Origin of the sequence: Dysgonomonas sp. 25, assembly GCF_010501075.1 — a bacterium.
Lineage (GTDB): Bacteria > Bacteroidota > Bacteroidia > Bacteroidales > Dysgonomonadaceae > Dysgonomonas.
The window spans coordinates 131,588-150,244 of the sequence record NZ_QVMN01000002.1; the positions used below are offsets into that span (position 1 = coordinate 131,588).

General features: G+C 46.0%; 17 protein-coding genes. 15 read left to right on the plus strand and 2 right to left on the minus strand.

The features are described 5' to 3' along the window. Positions 1 to 35: 35 nt before the first annotated feature. From nifJ to D0T66_RS03740, 9 genes are all read left to right on the plus strand, one after another. Entirely contained in the window at positions 36 to 3,599 is a 3,564-nt protein-coding gene (gene nifJ, locus D0T66_RS03700) for a pyruvate:ferredoxin (flavodoxin) oxidoreductase (protein WP_163355724.1), read from the plus strand. 181 nt (positions 3,600 to 3,780) lie between these two features. Then, a complete protein-coding gene (locus D0T66_RS03705; RefSeq protein WP_163355726.1) occupies positions 3,781 to 4,128 on the plus strand; it encodes a hypothetical protein in 348 nt (115 codons plus the stop codon). A gap of 9 nt (positions 4,129 to 4,137) precedes the next feature. Continuing rightward, complete coding sequence (locus tag D0T66_RS03710; protein ID WP_163355728.1) at positions 4,138 to 4,824, plus strand: hypothetical protein; 687 nt, start codon at positions 4,138 to 4,140, stop codon at positions 4,822 to 4,824. A gap of 20 nt (positions 4,825 to 4,844) precedes the next feature. Further along, complete coding sequence (locus tag D0T66_RS03715) at positions 4,845 to 5,762, plus strand: hypothetical protein (protein WP_163355730.1); 918 nt, start codon at positions 4,845 to 4,847, stop codon at positions 5,760 to 5,762. Positions 5,763 to 5,767: 5 nt separating this feature from the next. Continuing rightward, positions 5,768 to 6,277, plus strand: a complete 510-nt coding sequence (locus D0T66_RS03720; RefSeq protein ID WP_163355732.1) for an STM3941 family protein — start codon at positions 5,768 to 5,770, stop codon at positions 6,275 to 6,277. 187 nt (positions 6,278 to 6,464) lie between these two features. Continuing rightward, positions 6,465 to 7,208 carry a hypothetical protein gene (locus D0T66_RS03725; protein WP_163355734.1) on the plus strand — a complete coding sequence of 248 codons (744 nt, stop codon included), beginning with the start codon at positions 6,465 to 6,467 and terminating at the stop codon, positions 7,206 to 7,208. 211 nt (positions 7,209 to 7,419) lie between these two features. Beyond that, positions 7,420 to 8,370 carry a gliding motility protein GldL gene (locus D0T66_RS03730; RefSeq protein ID WP_163355736.1) on the plus strand — a complete coding sequence of 317 codons (951 nt, stop codon included), beginning with the start codon at positions 7,420 to 7,422 and terminating at the stop codon, positions 8,368 to 8,370. A 60-nt stretch (positions 8,371 to 8,430) separates the two neighbouring features. Further along, positions 8,431 to 9,987 carry a gliding motility protein GldM gene (gene gldM, locus D0T66_RS03735; RefSeq protein ID WP_163355738.1) on the plus strand — a complete coding sequence of 519 codons (1,557 nt, stop codon included), beginning with the start codon at positions 8,431 to 8,433 and terminating at the stop codon, positions 9,985 to 9,987. 91 nt (positions 9,988 to 10,078) lie between these two features. After that, positions 10,079 to 10,954, plus strand: coding sequence for an alpha/beta hydrolase (locus D0T66_RS03740; protein WP_163355739.1), 876 nt, complete (start codon positions 10,079 to 10,081; stop codon positions 10,952 to 10,954). Here the strand turns inward: D0T66_RS03740 and ribF are convergent. Together ribF and D0T66_RS03750 are read right to left on the minus strand one after the other, a co-directional pair. Beyond that, a complete protein-coding gene (gene ribF, locus D0T66_RS03745) occupies positions 10,951 to 11,877 on the minus strand; it encodes a riboflavin biosynthesis protein RibF (RefSeq protein WP_163355741.1) in 927 nt (308 codons plus the stop codon). The genes D0T66_RS03740 and ribF overlap by 4 nt on opposite strands. Further along, positions 11,874 to 12,503, minus strand: a complete 630-nt coding sequence (locus D0T66_RS03750) for an HAD family phosphatase (RefSeq protein ID WP_163355743.1) — start codon at positions 12,501 to 12,503, stop codon at positions 11,874 to 11,876. Before D0T66_RS03750 ends, ribF begins: the two co-directional genes overlap by 4 nt. A gap of 194 nt (positions 12,504 to 12,697) precedes the next feature. Here D0T66_RS03750 and recO point away from each other — a divergent pair, with 194 nt between their 5' ends. From recO to D0T66_RS03780, 6 genes are read left to right on the plus strand one after another with little or no spacing between them, the layout of a single operon-like run. Further along, positions 12,698 to 13,420 carry a DNA repair protein RecO gene (gene recO, locus D0T66_RS03755; RefSeq protein WP_163355745.1) on the plus strand — a complete coding sequence of 241 codons (723 nt, stop codon included), beginning with the start codon at positions 12,698 to 12,700 and terminating at the stop codon, positions 13,418 to 13,420. 13 nt (positions 13,421 to 13,433) lie between these two features. Next, positions 13,434 to 15,221, plus strand: coding sequence for a MutS family DNA mismatch repair protein (locus D0T66_RS03760; RefSeq protein WP_163355747.1), 1,788 nt, complete (start codon positions 13,434 to 13,436; stop codon positions 15,219 to 15,221). Positions 15,222 to 15,244: 23 nt separating this feature from the next. Then, positions 15,245 to 15,790 carry a hypothetical protein gene (locus D0T66_RS03765; protein ID WP_163355749.1) on the plus strand — a complete coding sequence of 182 codons (546 nt, stop codon included), beginning with the start codon at positions 15,245 to 15,247 and terminating at the stop codon, positions 15,788 to 15,790. A 51-nt stretch (positions 15,791 to 15,841) separates the two neighbouring features. Continuing rightward, positions 15,842 to 16,612: a 5'/3'-nucleotidase SurE gene (gene surE, locus D0T66_RS03770; RefSeq protein ID WP_163355751.1), complete on the plus strand. Its 771-nt coding sequence runs from the start codon at positions 15,842 to 15,844 to the stop codon at positions 16,610 to 16,612. A 9-nt stretch (positions 16,613 to 16,621) separates the two neighbouring features. Then, positions 16,622 to 17,764 (plus strand): lipid-A-disaccharide synthase, encoded by a 1,143-nt coding sequence (gene lpxB, locus D0T66_RS03775; protein WP_163355753.1) that lies wholly within the window; start codon positions 16,622 to 16,624, stop codon positions 17,762 to 17,764. Next, positions 17,764 to 18,492 carry a type II CAAX prenyl endopeptidase Rce1 family protein gene (locus D0T66_RS03780; protein ID WP_163355755.1) on the plus strand — a complete coding sequence of 243 codons (729 nt, stop codon included), beginning with the start codon at positions 17,764 to 17,766 and terminating at the stop codon, positions 18,490 to 18,492. The genes lpxB and D0T66_RS03780 overlap by 1 nt, the downstream gene beginning before the upstream one ends. The last annotated feature ends 165 nt before the right edge of the window (positions 18,493 to 18,657 follow it).

Sequence of the window (18,657 nt, forward strand, 5' to 3'; positions counted from 1 at the left end):
CAATATGAATTAGAATAATATCAATCAAAAACAGTATGGCTAAGGAAAAGAAATTCATTACATGTGATGGGAACCAGGCCGCCGCACATATATCTTATATGTTCAGCGAAGTGGCTGCTATCTATCCTATCACGCCATCATCTACTATGGCAGAGTATGTAGATGAATGGGCTGCCGCCGGACGCAAAAACATCTTCGGCGAGATATTGAAAGTACAGGAAATGCAATCGGAAGCAGGTGCTGCGGGAGCTCTTCACGGTTCGTTGCAGGCAGGCGCTCTGACGACTACTTATACGGCATCGCAGGGCTTGTTGCTGATGATTCCTAATATGTATAAAATTGCCGGAGAGTTGTTGCCGAGCGTGTTCCATGTATCGGCGCGTGCACTGGCTGCTCAGGCATTGTCTATCTTCGGCGACCATCAGGACGTTATGGCTGCCCGCCAGACGGGATTTGCCATGCTCTTCTCCGGTTCGGTGCAGGAAACGATGGACCTTTCGGCTGTACCGCATCTGGCGACAATCGAATCCCGGATTCCGTTTATGAACATCTTCGACGGATTCCGCACATCGCACGAAATACAGAAAGTGGAAGAAATGCAGCAAGAGGATTTGATTCCGCTGGTGAACCAAAAAGCATTGGCCGAATTCCGCGAAAGAGCATTGAATCCAGAAAAGCCTGTAACAAGAGGTACGGCTCAGAACGACGATATTTACTTCCAGTCTCGCGAAGCTGCTAATAAATTCTATGACGCAGTGCCTGAGATTGTTGAAAAATACCTGAAAGAAATTTCACGCATCACAGGACGTACGTATAACCTGTTCGACTATTACGGAGCCGAGGATGCCGACCGCGTTATCATTGCGATGGGTTCGGTGACGGAAGCTATCCGCGAAACGGTAGACTATCTGAACGCGAAAGGCGAGAAGGTAGGATTGGTAGCCGTTCACTTGTATCGTCCGTTCAAGGTGGAAGCATTCTTGGGTGCTATCCCTAAAACGGCTAAGCGTATTGCTGTGCTCGACCGCACAAAAGAACCGGGAGCAACAGGGCAACCGCTTTACCTCGATGTGAAAGATTCATTCTTCGGCAAAGAGAATGCACCGACAATTGTGGGTGGTATCTATGGTTTGTCGTCGAAAGATACAACTCCGGCGCAAATTATGTCGGTATACGAAAACCTTGCATTGCCGATGCCTAAGAACGACTTCACTATCGGTATCGTGGATGATGTGACATTCAAGTCGCTTCCGATGAAGGAAGAAATCGCCGTAGACGATACTACTTACGAAGCTAAATTCTATGGTTTAGGTTCTGACGGTACAGTCGGTGCAAACAAAAATACCGTTAAGATTATCGGTGATAATACCAATAAATATTGTCAGGCATACTTTGCTTACGACTCGAAAAAATCGGGAGGATTCACTTGTTCTCACCTTCGTTTCGGTGATAACCCTATCCGCTCGACATATCTGGTGAATACGCCGAACTTTGTGGCTTGCCACGTACCTGCGTACCTGCACTTGTATGATGTGACAAAAGGATTGAAAAAGGACGGAACGTTCTTGCTCAACTCTGTATGGTCTAAAGAGGAAGTAGGCGATAACCTGCCTGATCATGTAAAAAAATATCTGGCAGTAAACAATATCAACTTCTACATCATCAATGCGACTAAGATTGCTACGGAAATCGGCTTGGGCGGACGTACGAATACAATCCTCCAGTCGGCATTCTTCAAGATATCCAACGTAATCCCTTACGATTTGGCAGTAGAGCAAATGAAGAAATTCATTGTGAAATCTTACGGACGTAAAGGGGAAGACGTAGTGAATAAGAACTACGCTGCCGTAGACCGTGGTATCGAAGTAGAAAAAGTAGACGTTCCTGCCGAATGGGCAAACATCAACGTTGGCAAACCTGCCGAAGATGATGCTCCTGAGTTTATCAAAAAAGTGGTACGCCCTGTAAATGCGCAACGCGGTTACGACCTGCCGGTATCGGTATTCGTAGGACGCGAAGACGGTACGTGGGATAATGGTACGACCGAATACGAAAAACGTGGTGTGGCAGCATTCGTTCCGGTGTGGGATGCCGAAAACTGTATCCAGTGTAACCAGTGTGCTTATGTTTGTCCGCATGCTACTATCCGTCCGTTTGTGTTGGATGAAGCAGAGCAGGCAAAAGCACCTAAGGATATTACTTTGCTGAAAGCTCAAGGTAAACAGTTCGAAGGCATGGCATTCAAAATCCAAGTGGATGTCTTAGACTGTCTTGGTTGCGGTAACTGTGCCGACATCTGTCCGGGCAAGAAAGGTAATTCTGCCCTTAAAATGGTTGAAATTGGAACACAATATCACGAGCAGCCAACTTGGGATTTCATGGTGAAAGAAGTGAAGAGCAAAGCGCACTTGGTTGATACTAAGTTGAACGTGAAAAACTCTCAGTTCGCGACTCCATTGTTCGAGTTCTCGGGTGCATGTTCGGGTTGTGGTGAAACTCCATACGTGAAGTTGACAACACAATTGTTCGGCGACCGCATGTTGATTGCCAATGCCACAGGATGTTCGTCTATCTATGGCGGTTCGGCTCCGGCTACTCCGTACACAACCAACGAAGAAGGTAAAGGTCCGGCTTGGGCTAACTCCTTGTTCGAGGACAATGCAGAGTTCGGTCTGGGATATGCTTTGGCAAACATCTCAATGCGTAACCGTTTGGTGAAACTGATGACGCAGGTTCAGGATTGCGACAAGTGCTCGCCTGAACTGAAAGCATTGTATAAAGAATGGATCGAAAACAAAGACGAAGCAGAAAAGACAAAAGAATTGCACGCACAAATTATGCCTTTGCTCGAAAAAGAGAAAGGTGCTTGTGAATATTGCAAAGAAATCTACTCGTTGAAACAATATATCATCAAACGTTCTATCTGGATATTCGGAGGAGACGGTTGGGCATACGATATCGGTTTCGGTGGATTAGACCACGTCATTGCTTCGGGCGAAGATATCAATATCCTTGTACTCGATACGGAGGTATATTCCAATACGGGTGGACAGTCGTCTAAATCGACTCCGGTTGCTGCCGTAGCTAAATTTGCTGCTGCCGGTAAGAAAGTCCGTAAGAAAGACCTCGGTATGATTGCTACTACCTACGGCTATGTATATGTAGCGCAGGTGGCTATGGGTGCTAATCAGGGACAATGTCTCAAAGCATTCAAAGAAGCCGAAGAGTACAAAGGCCCTTCATTGGTGATTGCTTACTCTCCATGTATCAGCCACGGTTTGCGCCGCGGAATGGGACATGCGCAGGATGAGGAAAAGAATGCAGTTGCATGCGGATACTGGCATTTGTGGCGTTACAACCCGATGTTGGAAGAAGAAGGAAAGAATCCATTCACGATGGACAGCAAAGAGCCGGATTGGTCTAAATTCCAGGATTTCTTGGCTGGTGAGGTACGCTATACTTCCCTTCAGAAGTCGAATCCGAAAGAGGCACAAGAGCTTTACGGTGCAGCTCAGGAAAACGCTCTATGGCGTTATAAGAGTTACCTGCGCCTGGCGAATGATGCATCTTACGGAAATGACGCAGAAGCTCAGGCTTAGTTCTTAAAAAACATTTGTTTACAATAGAAGCAGTAACAGGGGAAACCTTGTTACTGTTTTTTTTGTCGCAGATAAAACCCGTTTTGTCTGCCAAAAAAGGGTGTTTCGTCTACAAAATGGATGCTGTATTACGGAACGGCTTATCTTCGGCTGTTGAAACAATAGAAAAGAAACACAAGAAATGGACAATAGACATAACAATACTTCGCGGATAGCTTTCGGGATCTCTAAGAAAGGGGTACTTGTCAGCATTATTCTGACTGTCGGGCTGTTTCTGATAAAAGTAGGCCTCAAAAATTTTTTCCGCGACAGGGAGATAAGGGAAGCCCGAAAAGAGCAACTCATGCAGGATATGGGACCGCTGCCAGAACCAAGCAAGGAAAGGATGCAATCGCTTCTCCGGGATAGTGACGAGCCTTTTACGCCTACGCGCCCGGCAACAGGCGACAGCGCTACCTACACAATTGTGACTTCCGAAACGGGGCGGGTTGAGATGCCTTCTTCGGGGAATACCCGGACAAAAAAATAACTCGAACAAATGAAATATATAAGTCTTTTATCATTGTTTATAGTCCTTCTTTTCTCCTCGTGCGATACGAGGATGGAAAGCGCCGACCTGATAGATGAATTGCAACAGCAGGTCGATACCGTTATGAGTAAGGGCTTCGATATTGCAGAAGTCGATATTTCGAGTAAGGATTATGGCTATGACGGCCCCGATAAAGTCGGCTATTTTAAAATAATGAAAATCTCCGCCGTCTCTCCCGACACAACCATAAAATATATGGCGGAATATATCTATTCGGAAGGAGGACGTTTTGCCGAATTATCTTTCCGTGGCTATCCTACGAATCCGAAAAATGGAGTAACAGGTAAATCGTATGATTACAGGCCTGATTTGCCTGCTGCTATTGCCCGTCTCGACGAAATAAAGGAGCAGATACCCGAGAAGTATACATATAAGAGCCTCTTAGGGTTGAGGTATGCGGTGGAGAACGGATTGCCTGTGTATTCTTTTGAGATAGAGTTGAAGCCGGAATCAGACGATACTTCGCACCCCGATGTGTGGCAGTATAATGTTTCGCATGTTTCGGTATCCAGAACAAGAACAAGGCGAAGGACAGGTGTTACGCAAGAGGTATCCAGCGTAAGTTCGGAAAAGGATGTCCAGCATATCATCACTTTCAGGCTGAAAGAAGATCGCATAGAGATAGAAAAACGTTAAACAATTATAGAACAAAAGCAATGAATACAAAAGTAATCTTACCATTATTGGTCGCAACATTCATCTTAGTTTTCACTTCCTGTGTAGAAAATCTCGGTCCGGGATGGGGCTATCTGGTAGACAATCCGCTGGATAAGGATATTGTTATTAATATAGACGACAAAGACTATACAATTCCCGCTGATAGCTCGCGCACGATAAAACTGTCGAAAGGCAAGCATACACTGACATACGACGGCAGCTCGGTGAATTTTGTCACCAAAGTAAGTGGCAACAAGTCTGTTACGATAATGAATCCTACGCTTTCCAACTATATGTTGCATGCTTATATCTATGTGAAGAAGAATTACAATATCAAGGGAACAGATGATATTTATGCGGAGAACAGCCACGAGTATAAATCGGATGTAGGGGCAGTGATGCTACCTGTGAAGGTGGTGAATAGCCTTTTCATCGAGAAGAACCACCATCAGTGGTCGTTCGGACTGAATCAGGAAGCCAAAACGGAAGTGGGTACGAGCTACCCCGGCAGATATCATGTATTCCATAAAATATACAGGGAGGAGGATTATAGGAACGCTTTTGCCGAAGAGCTTCCTCCGGGTATTGTCTTTCCTGCCAATGCAAAGAAGCTGAACGAGTTGCCGCCATATAAATTTCCTGTAGAGGAAATGATGTCCGACTGCGAGGTTGCGAATAATTATATGAAAGAAATGGCTGAAAAATGGAACGAGACGATTGCCACTTCGACTGATATCCTACAGTCCGAAGCGAGATTCAACCAGCAATTCCATTTCAAGATTCGGGGTGAAATGATCGAGGGGTGTAGCACAGACTACAACCCTAACCGCGACGAGACGTCGTTTAATGCAGCGATGGACAGGTTAAATGAGGAATTGAGATATATAAGCGATGCCAGTTCGTACATTGTAGAATAAATGGAATGATGACAGAGAGAATAGAAATATCGTTTAGTAAAACGAAACTTGTTTTTGGGCTTACCGTGCTTTTGAGTATTGTTATCCTCATAATAGCAATGTTCCTTTTCATGTCGGGCCTGACATCCGTCGAAAAAGGAATTATGGCTCTGGGGGGCTTACTCGCCCTGTTGGGGATGGTAGTTATCATCAAAAAGATGTTTGACAAAACGCCGGCCATAATCATCGATAGAGACGGCATTATCGATAATACGAAGAAACGAAGCGCCGGACTAATAGAATGGGCTGATATATCGCATATAAGTATATCGCAGGCGGGAGTCCTTCGTGTATTACTGATTCATCTGCATTCGCCCGAGAAATACCTGAAACGCCTTGATGCGTGTAATGCCCAAAATCTGATGCAGGACTATGACCTGTTTGGTACACCGTTTGCCATCCAGTCTTCGATAATAAAAATAAGCCTCGGCGATTTGGAAGCACTGCTAAATACAACATTGGAGAGAAATAGATAAGCTACTACATTTTTATAATTAAAACGTTTGGCAGAAGGGGAGAGCTTGTTTCCCTTTCTGTTTTTTTGTATAATCAGAGTGGCTGGACGATATAAAAAAACGTCCTCTTATTTGTCTGCTGAAAAAAAATATATACTTTTAAGGACGGAATTATTTTTATTTACAAACATATTAAAACAAACTATTTATGGGATTTTTTGATTCACTGTTAAATGCATTCGGAGGCACAACCTCCTCGGACGTTCAGAAGAACTGGGAGGAAAACATGACGCTCGAAGATATCGAAAACCTCGAGAGACAGGGTTGCGACATGACCGAATACCGCAAAAAGTATGAAGAACGTATTGCTCGTGAGAAAGCTGAAAGAGAGGCTTATCTTGCTATGCTCGATTATGCGGGGCTGGATGCCTACAAAGCTACGCCGCGCGACATCGACAGCGAGTTCGTGACCAAAATGATGACGCTCAACAAACTCTCGGAAAAGAAACGCGCGCTGATGGTCGATGCCCCTTTGGTATATGGAGCGGTCGTTCAGGCACACAACGAGTTGTGGAAATCTGCCGACGGAGGCTACAAAGCAATGGTCGTTGTCTTTGCCCTCGACGCGCAACACATATACAATGCCGAATGGCTGAACGAAACAGCCAACAGAATAGACGAGATGAACGAGCGCGACCAGGTGCCCGAAGATTGCAAAAGGCTGATAAAAGCTTTGCGCGACCATCAAAGTGTTTTCGGGTATAAATTAGGCGATACCCTTGCCGATGGTGCCGACCTCTGGTGTGCTACTTTTGCAGTGGACAATCAGGCATTGCTGCCGGATAAGCGGCTGGAAGAAGGCTGCGTTGTCCCATTCCTTTTGCTGGAGCAACCGCGCGATAATCGCGGTATCGAACTCGAGCTGATTCCTGCCGAGTTCTATACTAAATAAGATTAAAAAAACGATTCGAAGTCGAAATATTGATTAATCACCGGCGAGGAGGAGCAATAAGCTCCTCCTTTTTTGTAGCCCTGTTACAATAATATTTCATCTCCTTCGTTTAAAAATAAGGTTAATAGTGCGGGTAGCTATCTCGCTAATAAATATTACCTTTGCAAACGTTTTTAATTTATTCGATAACAAATAACTTATATATAAAAAGATGAAAGGTTTAAGAGCATGGTTTGCGACTCCCGGAGGACGACAATTTTTTAATATCATTTACAGTCTCGGAGCAGCCGTTGTTATCATTGGCGCATTGTTCAAAATTATCCATGTGTCATGGGGGAACATTGTATTTGTTATAGGTATGTCTATGGAGGCAGCTATATTCCTGCTTTCAGCATTCGATACATCATACACCGAAAGTTCGCCGGCTACGGGAACGGGCAGTGGCTACATCGTTGCAGGTGGAAGCGGAGCAGCCGGAACAACCGGTTCGGAAGCTACCGTATCGGGCTCGGTTAAGACAGTACACCCTTCTACAGGTGGCGGTACGGGCGGAGGTTCGTCTGTTATCGTTGTAGGTGGTGGAGGCACATCTGCCGGAAGCGGCTCGGTTGCCGCTACGTCGGGCGAAGCTGCTGCAACCACAGCAACACAAGGTACACCGGTTTCGGGAACGGCAAGCCAGCAGGCTCCTATCATTGTAGGCGGAGCTGGTTCGGGTAGTGGAGCATCTGTTTCGGGTGGCGGTAGTGCAGTTGCCGGAAGTGGTGCTGCAGTTGGCGGAGGAGCAGTGGCTGCGGCTAATATCCCTGCCGAAGAGTATGCCAGCAGTGCGACAAATGCCGCTCAGAGCCTCGAAGATTTCTCTACAACGATGAAATCGCTCAACGAGACATCGCAGACAATACTGAATGCTTACAAAGAAATTGCCGAAACGCAGAATCTGGGCGAGGCGATGAATACTGTCCGCTACATCAACGACAGCCTGTCGCGTATCAAGAACCTTTACGATGGCGCTATCGGCGACAGCTATATGTTCAAGGAAGAAATGTCGAAAATGACACGCCATATCGAAGCATTAAATCAGGTCTATGCCCGCTTGTTGCAGGCAATGACGATGAATAATCCGAATAATAACAATTTCCCTCAAAATCCTCCCTATTAATCGAATCGGGTGAATACAGAGACAAACGAAGATTTAACCAAAAAAGGAGGAAAATAACGAATGGCTTCAACAAGAAGAACTTCTACAAGGCAGAAGATGATAAACCTGATGTATCTGGTTTTCATCGCTATGCTTGCGCTGAGGGTTTCGACCGAGGTGTTGGATGGTTTCGACCTGATGAACGATAATATACAAAAGACCATACAAAATACCACGGAGCGGAACAACCAGATTTATGCCGAGATAAATGAGATGTATGCTCAGAATCCGCAGAAAACAGAGCCTACTTACAGGCTTGTCCTGCAACTGAAGCAAAACACCGACTCGGTGTACAACTACATTCAGGCATTGAAACAGGAAGTCGCCGTGCGCACGGATGGCAAGGATGCCGATATGTATAATCTGGAGACAAAGGACGATTTGGATGCGGCATCGGAAATTTTTCTTTCTCCGGCGGGAGGTAAAGGAAAGGATTTCAAAGCGGCAATCGACAATTACCGCGAGAATATAGCTGCTTACATTGCAGATCCTGCGCAGAAGATAATTGTGGAAACGGCTCTCTCGACCGAACCATCGGAAAGGGCTAAAAAGCAGAATAAAGACTGGTTGCAGGCTTCGTTCGAAAATATGCCGAGCATAGCCGTGATTACCTATTTGTCGGAATTGCAATCGAATATCAAACAAGCCGAAGGCGAAGCGTTGAATTCACTATTGAGGGGTGTCGATATGAAAGACTTCCGCGTGAATGAACTGGCAGCCTATGTAATTCCCGAATCCAAGACAGTGGTTCGCGGAGCGCCTTATCGTGCCGATATCATCCTTGCTGCGGTAGATACAACGCAGCGGCCTAAGATAACCATAAACGGAAAAGAAATAGAAAACGGGCGGCTGAATCTGATAGCTTCCGGCTCGGGTTCGGTGCCTATCAAGGGACAAATAGAACTGATGGGACGCGACGGACAGCCTTATATCCGTGAGTTCAATGATAGTTATACAGTGATAGATCCGATGGCAATCGTAGAGCCGGTATTGATGGATGTTGTTTACACCAGCATCGACAACGAAATGATTATTTCGGTTCCGGGTTTTACAGCCTCTCAGATTAGTGCAAGTGTTGCTCAGGGCGGTTCGTTGACGCCGAAAGGGAATGGCCGTTGGATAGCTAAGCCTACTACTCCGGGGAGTAAATTTGTGGTCAATGTTTCGGTGAGAATGTCGGACGGAACGGTTCGCTCTATGGGACAAAAACCTTTCCGCGTACGCCGCTTACCAGACCCTACAGCCTTTATACCATATACCGATGCCAAAGGCACATCGCGCGTATTCAAGCAAGGGCGTATCGCCCGTAACGTATTGTTGAATGCAGGCGGCATAAAAGCCTCTATCGACGACGGAGTGTTGGACGTTCCGTATACTGTTATCAGCTTCCGCACGGTGATGGTGGATGCAATGGGTAACTCGCTACAGGAAATGTCTTCGGGTGCTAACTTCTCGCAACGCCAGTTGGAACAAATACAGCGTATGGATAGGGGGACAACTTTCTTTATCTCTTCGATACGTGCTAAAGGTCCTGACGGAGAGCGCGATATAGCTCCTATGGAAGTGAGAGTAAATTAAAACAAGATATAATATTAGAAAAGCCTGCAGGACAAATCCTTGCAGGCTTTTTTGTATCTTTACCTTGTATATAACCATAAAAAAAGCATCCATGAAAAATAAAAAGACTTTCGCTGTTATTTCCTTACTCCTGTTGATGGCAGCAGGCATGAACGCCCAAACAACCGTAAAGTTATGGCATACAGCACCGCCGACCACAAGCGGATTGACAGGCGAGGAGAAGGACGAAAACGGTGGCGAATGGATTCATAATATCACTGTGCCTACGCTCGAAATCTATCAGCCTGTGAAATCGCGAAATACCGGTATGGCTGTTATCATCTGCCCGGGCGGGGGATATGCCGGAGTGGCGTACAACAAAGAAGGCATTCAGCTTGCCCAATGGCTGACAACGCAGGGTATAACGGGAATCGTGCTGAAATACCGTATGCCGAACGGGCATAAGGAAATACCACTGGATGACGTCCATCAGGCATTCCGTTATGTGCGCGAAAATGCTCCTTCGTTGAATATCGACCGCAATATGGTTGGTATTTCGGGCTTTTCGGCAGGCGGACATTTAGCTGCTACTGCTTCGACGAACTATACGCAAGATACCCGTCCCGATTTTTCCATTCTTTTCTATCCTGTTATTACTATGGGTGAAGGAACGCACCAAGGTTCGCGCGATTTGCTTTTAGGTAAATCACTCTCGAAAGAGCTTCTTGAAAAATACTCCATCGAAAAACAGGTGACACCAGATACCCCTCCTGCTATTCTCTTTTTGAGCAGTGACGATGGGGCGGTGCTTCCGCTGAATAGTATCGGTTATTATAATGCCCTGCTGGCTCATCAGGTTCCGGCATCGATGTATATTTTCCCTGTCGGGGGACATGGTTGGGGAATCAATTATGGCTTCAGATACAATGATGAGGTTTTGTCGCTGACCAAAAAATGGCTCGAAGAAATCAGAAATAAAAAGAGTTAGTGATAAGCATCCAGTCGCTTCCTGACTTCCTCTTTATCGCGGAATAGTTGGGCGCGAAGTTCGTCTAACCCGCCGAATTTGATGTCGGGGCGGACAAATTCGAGAAACTCCACCGTAAGGTCTTTATTATACAAATCGCCGTCGAAGTCGAAGATATTGACTTCTACGCTGATATTCTGTCCGTTGTCGACGGTCGGGCGTGTGCCGATATACAACATGCCGTCGAGTTTCTGCCCGATGGTGTAGACATGCACGGCATAGACGCCGAAAGCCGGAATAACCTTGTACCGCTCCCACGATTCCACATTGGCAGTAGGGAAACCGATAGTGCGTCCCACCTGAAAGCCTTTGATTATTTTGCCGCAGATGGTGTAGTTGTATGTCAGTAGTTTAGCCGCTTTTTCAATATTCCCTTCTTTCAGCAGGGTGCGGATGAAGGACGAACTGACGTATTCGTCGGGGTATTGTTTCGCCTGTACTACGTTCATACCCACCTCTTTGCCGTATTGCACATATTCCTCGAAGCCATCTTCGCGGTTATACCCGAATCGGTGGTCGTAGCCGATGACCAGCGTATCAACGTTGTACATCTGCTTCAATACCTGATGGATAAAATCGCGCGCCGAAAGGCGTGACATTTCGATGGTGAAATCGAGTGGTATGCAATAATCGACACCTGTCGAGGCAAGGCGTTCGATACGCTCTTCGTAGCCGCAGAGCAATGCTGGCTGATAATCGGCCTGCAAGACTTTTCGCGGATGCACGGGGAAAGTGATGACTGCCGAAGCAAGCCCTTTCTCTCCGGCTATCTCTTTTATCTGGCTGATAAGGTAGCGATGGCCGGCGTGTACGCCGTCGAAAAAGCCGATAGAAGCCACTATCGGTTTCCGGTTCGATTCGTCTTGCTGCTGAAGGAGTATCATTTTTCGATTTGGGCGATAACTTTTGTCAAATCTTCGTTCTGGTCGGTCAGGTATGTCTGGAAACCGAGTTCCTGCGCCGCTTTAAGGTTAGCTTCGCCGTCGTCGAAGAACAAGGTTTCGGCAGGATTTATACCCGAATCGTTGATGATGTATTCGTAAATGGCTTTCTCCGGCTTGGCATGACCGATTTCGAATGACAGGTAGCACTTGTCGAAAAAGGCATCGATAGGCTCTTTCGTCGGCGAAAAATCTTCGGAATACATCCATTTTGCCATCGATGGGTTGGTATTGCTCAACAGATATACATTGTATGATTTGCGCAACTCTTTCAGCATCTTATACTTATAGTCGGGTATCCCGATAGCAAACGCCTGCCATGCCAAGTCTATTTGCTCCTCGGTTATGTCCTGATTTCCTGCCAGTTCGCGCAAGGCTTTGTAAAACTGCGGCGCATCGAGCTTCCCTTCTTCGTATTCGAGGAAGATGCCCGATTGGCGGAATTCGTTGAGGTATTCCTCGATATTGGCTATACCTAAGTCTCTGAAAGCGTTCAGCGCATTTTTCTTGTCGAGGCTGACAATAACGCCTCCGAAATCGAAAAGAAGATTCTTAATATTCTTGTACATGGTTTTCTCGTCTTTAGTTCAGAATGCGAAGTTAGTTAATAATACTGATTGGTTGTAGGGTTGGCTGATAAAAAGTTTTAAATATTCGGGTTGACAAGTAAACAAGTAGACGAGTAGACAAGCGTTTGTGATTTTGTCATGCCGAAGCTTGTCTGAGGCATCTCGTTTCGGAAATATATTTTGTATTTTTGTACATGCTTCAGAAAACGCGAGGGGTGGTGCTGAATACCATCAACTATAACGACAAATACCTCCTTGTCCGTATCTACACCGAGGTGGCGGGACAGGTGACGTATATGGTGCCGAAAACGAAGAGCCGTTCGAATAAAGTGCCCCGTTCGTTGTTTTCGCCTCTCGCTGTCCTCGAGATGGAGGTAGACCACCAGCCGAAGCGCGACATTCAGCGGATACGGGAAGCCCGTAGCGGTTTGCAGTTGTATGCTATCCCAACGCACATGGGCAAGACGTCGCTGGCCTTTTTTCTGTCGGAGTTTTTGTCGCGGGTATTGCGTGATACGGGCGATAGCCGCCCGGTGTTCGAGTTTATTTCGCAGTCCGTTCAGATTCTGGAGATGACCGACAAGAATATTGCGAACTTCCATTTGGTTTTTATGTTGAGGTTGAGCCGTTTGCTCGGTTTCTATCCCAATCTCGAAGACTATAATAAATTGTCGGTTTTCGATATGATGAACGGCGAATTTATACAATACCAACCCGCCCACCGCCATTTTCTCGGGGTGGGGGATAGCGAGGTGCTTTCGCGGCTGGCACGCATCACCTACGAAAATATGCACCATTTTGCCTTCAACCGCAACGACCGCGTGACGATTGTCAACCGCATGATTGAGTATTACCGCCTGCATCTGTACGATTTTCCGCAGTTGAAGTCGCTCGAAGTATTGCACGAATTATTTTGATTATCTTTGACGTATGACTACTATAGAAGAGGTAAAGACATCCTATAACCATACCATTGAAGAGGGCGATAGAAACCTCTCGAAAGTTAAACGCCAAATATTCCATATCGGTACTATCCGCCTGCTGATTGTGCTTGCTGCGGGATTTACCTGTTACTGGCTGTGGCCGGATTTTTCGATGATAGGCTTGAGTATTATTGCGGCGCTTGTTATCTATCTGGTTTTTGCTAAATACCATGCGCGGCTTTTTGCCCGTAAGCAGTATATAGAGCAATTGATACAGGATGCCCGCAATGAACTGTCGGCACTCGGTTATGACTTTTCGCCTTTCGACGGGGCAAAGGAATGCACCGATGCAGGACATAGTTTCAGCCTCGATTTGGATATTTTTGGCGAACGCTCGTTCTTTCAGTCTATCAACCGCACCGTAACCGCTTTCGGGAAAAAGGGGCTGGTGGATATGCTATTGCATCCCTTGCAGGATAAAAACCGTATAACCGGGCGACAGGAGGCTATTGCCGAACTTAGCCGGAAGCAGGAATTTATCCGCCATTTCCGGGCGACGGGACAGGTGGGTGATGCGCAGGATTTCGACTATAATGCGTTGACTAAGAATATACAAGCTGCTAAAAGCGGCTGGTGGAAAATTGTTCCTGTTTTCTTCCTGCTGCTGGCTGTGGCGGTTTTTGCGCTTAGCTTTCTGAATGTGATTCCGGCAGGCGTTTTTCCTGTTTATTGGTTTGTGATGATTATCGCGAGCATCCTGTTGGCCCGCAACATCCGGCATAAGCTCGATTTTCTGGATAAGCGTTACGAGGTGATACGCACTTATTCTACCTTGCTCAAAATAATGGAGTCGGAACAGTTCGATTCGCCCTTGTTGAAACAAATACAGGAGAAAATCGTCACACCGCAATCGGCATCTTTGGCGTTTGCCCAACTGAAAAAGTTAGGTAACAATATGGATATTGCCGAAACGGCTGTGGGGGCAATGCTTCTGAATCCTTTTCTGGGGTGGAACGTCTATTATTCTAACAAAATACTCGGCTGGATTGTGCGCCATCAGCAGTATATAAAGACGTGGTTCGAGGCTGTCGGTGAGCTTGATAGTCTCTTATCTTTGGCGATGTTTGCTTATAATCACCCCGATTATGTCTATCCCGAAGTTTCCGATAAGCGCGAAATAGTAGGGAAAGACCTCGGACACCCGATGATGAACAGGGAGAAATGCGTGCATAACGATATTTGCGAGCCGAAATTTCCTTATTTTATGGTGGTTACGGGGGCGAATATGGCGGGTAAGAGTACCTATCTGCGCACGGTGGGGGTGAATCTCGTATTGGCGGGAATGGGTGCGCCTGTTTGCGCTTCGTCTTTCCGCTTCTATCCGTTTGTGCTGGTCACTAATCTGCGGACGTCCGATTCGCTCAACGATAACGAATCGTACTTCTTTGCCGAACTGAAACGCCTGAAAATGATTATCGACCGCTTGGAGGCGGGAGAGGAGCTTTTTATCATTCTGGATGAAATACTGAAAGGGACAAATTCGGAGGATAAGCAACGCGGCTCTATTGCTCTGATGAAGCAATTGGTTTCGCTCGGCGGTAACGGTATTATCGCTACGCACGACCTCGAATTGGGCAATCTCGAACAGGAGTTCCCCGATGCGGTGAAGAATTACCGTTTCGAAGCGGATATAGAGGGCGATACCTTGTCTTTCTCGTACAAGCTGAAAGAGGGTGTCGCGCAGAATATGAATGCCTGTTTCCTGATGAAAAAAATGGGAATAACGGGGTTGTAGCTAATGTGTTGATGAGGAAAATTATGAAAATAAAGATAGCAGTTTTTATAACTTTTGTTCTGGTTATTGCAGTTGCTTGCAAAAAGGAGAATAGGATAATAGAAAAGGATAAATGTATATCCGGTTATATTTTTATCGAATATGCCGGAGAATCAGATTACTACGAGAGGCCTATTTTTATTGTGCCTGAAGGAGATACGACCTATTTCGACGATTTACATAAGCTTTCGGTAACAAAAGAATTCTTTTTGAAGAAGGGTACAAGGACGCTTTTGAAACATGCTGTCGCGTATGAGGTCTCAGATACACTGTTTTCTATTTTTAGAAATTATTTATTGAGCATAGAGGAAGATACAGTTCATACCTTTTATAAAAATGATTTTAGGCTTGTTATTTCTACAAAATGTGATACGTTGAGACGCTATGCAAGCCCACATGATATTTTTTCCAGAACGTTGATTGATTCCATCAAATATGATAAGAAAAATGAAATTGTCTTTTATTTTAAAGATATGAGGAGGAAATATGTTGAAAGAGCTTTCTATAAGGGTTACAATTTCGATTATTAAACACTTCTGGAAGAAATAGCTTATCTTTGCATAACTTACTAATAAAAGAATATGAAAAAACAAAAACCATTAATATTTATCACCAACGACGATGGCTATCAGGCCGGAGGGATTAATGCTTTGATAGACAGCATGCGGGGTTTGGGCGAGATTGTTGTTGTGGCGCCGGACGGTCCCCGTTCGGGTATGTCGAGCGCGATAACTTCCATCAATCCTTTGCGTGCCCACCTGTTGGAAGAACAGGACGACCTGAAAATATATGCTTGTACAGGTACGCCTGTCGATTGCGTTAAGCTGGGTATCAGCGAGATATGCGACCGCAAGCCCGACCTCGTGGTGACGGGAATCAATCACGGTTCGAATGCAGCCATTGCTGTGCTTTATTCGGGTACGATGGGTGCTGCGCTCGAAGGCTGTGTTTTCGAAGTGCCTTCTATCGGCTTTTCGCTGCTCGACCATAGCAAAGATGCCGATTTTGGCGAAGCGCAGAAATATACCCGCCTTATCAGCGAACAAGTGTTGAAATCGGGATTGCCAAAGGGGACTTGCCTCAATGTGAATATCCCTAAAGGGGATGATATTAAAGGGATACGCATTTGCCGCCAGACATCGGGCAAGTGGGTGGAAGAATTCGACCGCTCGCAGGACGGCATCGGCAAGGAAGTGTATTGGCTGACCGGGCATTTCCGCAATGATGAACCCGAAGATGAATCGACCGACGAATGGGCGTTGCATAATGGCTATGTATCCATCGTGCCGACCAAAGTAGATATGACGCATCACGATTTTATGGATGTTATTCGTCATCTGGAACAATTATAATACATAGATATGAAATATTTTCTGATAGCAGGAGAAGCTTCGGGCGACTTACACGGTTCTAACCTGATGGCGGCCATCAAAGAGCAGGACAAAGATGCCGAGTTCGCTTTCTTTGGCGGCGATTTGATGCAGGCGCAGGGCGGGCGGTTGATAAAGCATTACCGCGAACTGGCTTTTATGGGTTTTATTCCCGTGTTGCTCAATCTGCGTACCATTTTGCGGAATATGAAGATGTGTAATCAGGAAATACTGAAATATCAGCCCGATGTTGTCATCCTGGTCGATTATCCGGGCTTTAACCTCAAAATAGCCAAATACGTCAAAACGCATACGTCGATTCCTGTGTATTACTACATTTCGCCCAAAGTATGGGCATGGAAGGAATATCGTGTCAAATCATTCAAAAAGTATGTGGACGAGATGTTTTGCATCCTGCCTTTCGAGGTGGATTTTTTCAAGAAACATAACTACCACGTCGAGTATGTCGGCAATCCGACTGTAGACGCCGTAGCCAACTATAAAGCCGAGAACGCCTCCGACACACGGGAGCTTTTCCTGCAAGAAAATCAGCTGGACGGGCGACCTGTATTGGCTATCCTTTGTGGAAGCCGCCAGCAGGAGATAAAAGACAACTTGCCTTATATGCTCGATGCAGTAAAGGATTTCGGCGATTATCAGCCTGTTATCGCGGGTGCTCCGGGCATAGAGCCCGAATATTATAAGAAATACATCGGCAACCATAATTGCAGGATTGTTTTCGGGCAGACATACCGCGTACTGCAATATGCCGAAGCGGCATTGGTGACGTCGGGGACGGCTACGCTCGAAACGGCTTTGTTCCGCATTCCGCAGGTCGTTTGCTACGAAACGCCGATACCATGCATCGTGTCGTGGTATTTCAAGAATATGATGAATTCTCCTTATATCTCACTCGTGAACCTGATAGCCGGGAAAACGGTGGTGCAGGAGCTTTTCGCCAAATATTTTTCTACCGAAGCCATCCGTAAGGAGGCGGATAAGTTGCTCAACGATAAGGCCTATCGTCAGCAGATGCTGGACGAGTATGACCGGGTTATCGGCATATTGGGCAAGCCGGGAGCTTCGGGTAAAGCAGCGACGCTGATGATTGCGAAGCTGAAAGAAAAACACTGATGAGCTACGTCGGCGAACTTGTTACTTTTCTGAAGAAACCGGTATCCGGCGAAGAGCAAGCGCTTCATTGGAAGCCGCTTCAAGTTCCCGGGATTATTTTGCTGCATTACCTCATTTATGTGGGTTGCCTTTTTATTATTCTCATTATTTGGGGGTCTATCAAATATACTTTTAAGGACCTCCCCGAAGGCTCCAGTTTCGACGCAACTCTTTCCATGGTAATTTTGGTTGTGCTGATTGCCCCTGTTGTGGAAGAATTAATTTTCCGGCTTCCCTTACGCTTTAGCAAAGTAAATCTGTTACTGTCAGCCACTCTACTTTCGGTATGGATGCTTCGCGGCGATTACAAAGCGGTGCTGATAGTGGCATTCGTAGTCGTTGCTGTTGTCGGGTTTCTGCTATTCTACCCGAAACTGGGCGTTAGCCGATACCTCGAGAAATTCTGGGAAAAGCATTACAGCATAGTCTTTTATTTCTTTTCCGCGCTTTTTGCGTTGATGCATATCCTTAACTATACCAACATAGTCTTCCCTCAAGGTTTATTCGTTTTGTGGATGGTAATGCCTCAGTTTGCATTGGGTGTGATGGCAGGCTATCTCCGTGTGCGATACGACAAAGGGTTGTTCTTTGGTATGGCTGTTCATGCGATTAATAATCTGGTCGCGGTAGTCCCTGTTTTACTACTCAATTGGGATGAGTTTCTGGAAAGTTTATCTATATTGAAGTAGTTGACAAGTAAACAAGTATACGAGGAAAAGTAACCCGACAAAAAACGCTCGAAAATAAGTAGAGAAATGTTACTTTTTTATTGTCACTTCGAACGAATGTGAGAAGCCTCCTCCCAATGTTGCGACGAGATGCCTCAGATAAACTTCGGCATGACAAGTGTGCCT

What these genes read in the sequence shown, in the direction of transcription:
- D0T66_RS03730 (WP_163355736.1), top strand. Translation starts at nt 7,420, where the DNA reads ATGAAAGGTTTAAGAGCATGGTTTGCGACTCCCGGAGGACGACAATTT.
- D0T66_RS03715 (WP_163355730.1), top strand. Translation starts at nt 4,845, where the DNA reads ATGAATACAAAAGTAATCTTACCATTATTGGTCGCAACATTCATCTTA.
- D0T66_RS03740 (WP_163355739.1), top strand. Translation starts at nt 10,079, where the DNA reads ATGAAAAATAAAAAGACTTTCGCTGTTATTTCCTTACTCCTGTTGATG.
- D0T66_RS03780 (WP_163355755.1), top strand. Translation starts at nt 17,764, where the DNA reads ATGAGCTACGTCGGCGAACTTGTTACTTTTCTGAAGAAACCGGTATCC.
- ribF (WP_163355741.1), bottom strand. Translation starts at nt 11,877, where the DNA reads ATGATACTCCTTCAGCAGCAAGACGAATCGAACCGGAAACCGATAGTG.
- surE (WP_163355751.1), top strand. Translation starts at nt 15,842, where the DNA reads ATGAAAAAACAAAAACCATTAATATTTATCACCAACGACGATGGCTAT.
- D0T66_RS03760 (WP_163355747.1), top strand. Translation starts at nt 13,434, where the DNA reads ATGACTACTATAGAAGAGGTAAAGACATCCTATAACCATACCATTGAA.
- recO (WP_163355745.1), top strand. Translation starts at nt 12,698, where the DNA reads ATGCTTCAGAAAACGCGAGGGGTGGTGCTGAATACCATCAACTATAAC.
- D0T66_RS03725 (WP_163355734.1), top strand. Translation starts at nt 6,465, where the DNA reads ATGGGATTTTTTGATTCACTGTTAAATGCATTCGGAGGCACAACCTCC.
- D0T66_RS03705 (WP_163355726.1), top strand. Translation starts at nt 3,781, where the DNA reads ATGGACAATAGACATAACAATACTTCGCGGATAGCTTTCGGGATCTCT.
- D0T66_RS03765 (WP_163355749.1), top strand. Translation starts at nt 15,245, where the DNA reads ATGAAAATAAAGATAGCAGTTTTTATAACTTTTGTTCTGGTTATTGCA.
- lpxB (WP_163355753.1), top strand. Translation starts at nt 16,622, where the DNA reads ATGAAATATTTTCTGATAGCAGGAGAAGCTTCGGGCGACTTACACGGT.
- D0T66_RS03720 (WP_163355732.1), top strand. Translation starts at nt 5,768, where the DNA reads ATGATGACAGAGAGAATAGAAATATCGTTTAGTAAAACGAAACTTGTT.
- D0T66_RS03710 (WP_163355728.1), top strand. Translation starts at nt 4,138, where the DNA reads ATGAAATATATAAGTCTTTTATCATTGTTTATAGTCCTTCTTTTCTCC.
- nifJ (WP_163355724.1), top strand. Translation starts at nt 36, where the DNA reads ATGGCTAAGGAAAAGAAATTCATTACATGTGATGGGAACCAGGCCGCC.
- D0T66_RS03750 (WP_163355743.1), bottom strand. Translation starts at nt 12,503, where the DNA reads ATGTACAAGAATATTAAGAATCTTCTTTTCGATTTCGGAGGCGTTATT.
- gldM (WP_163355738.1), top strand. Translation starts at nt 8,431, where the DNA reads ATGGCTTCAACAAGAAGAACTTCTACAAGGCAGAAGATGATAAACCTG.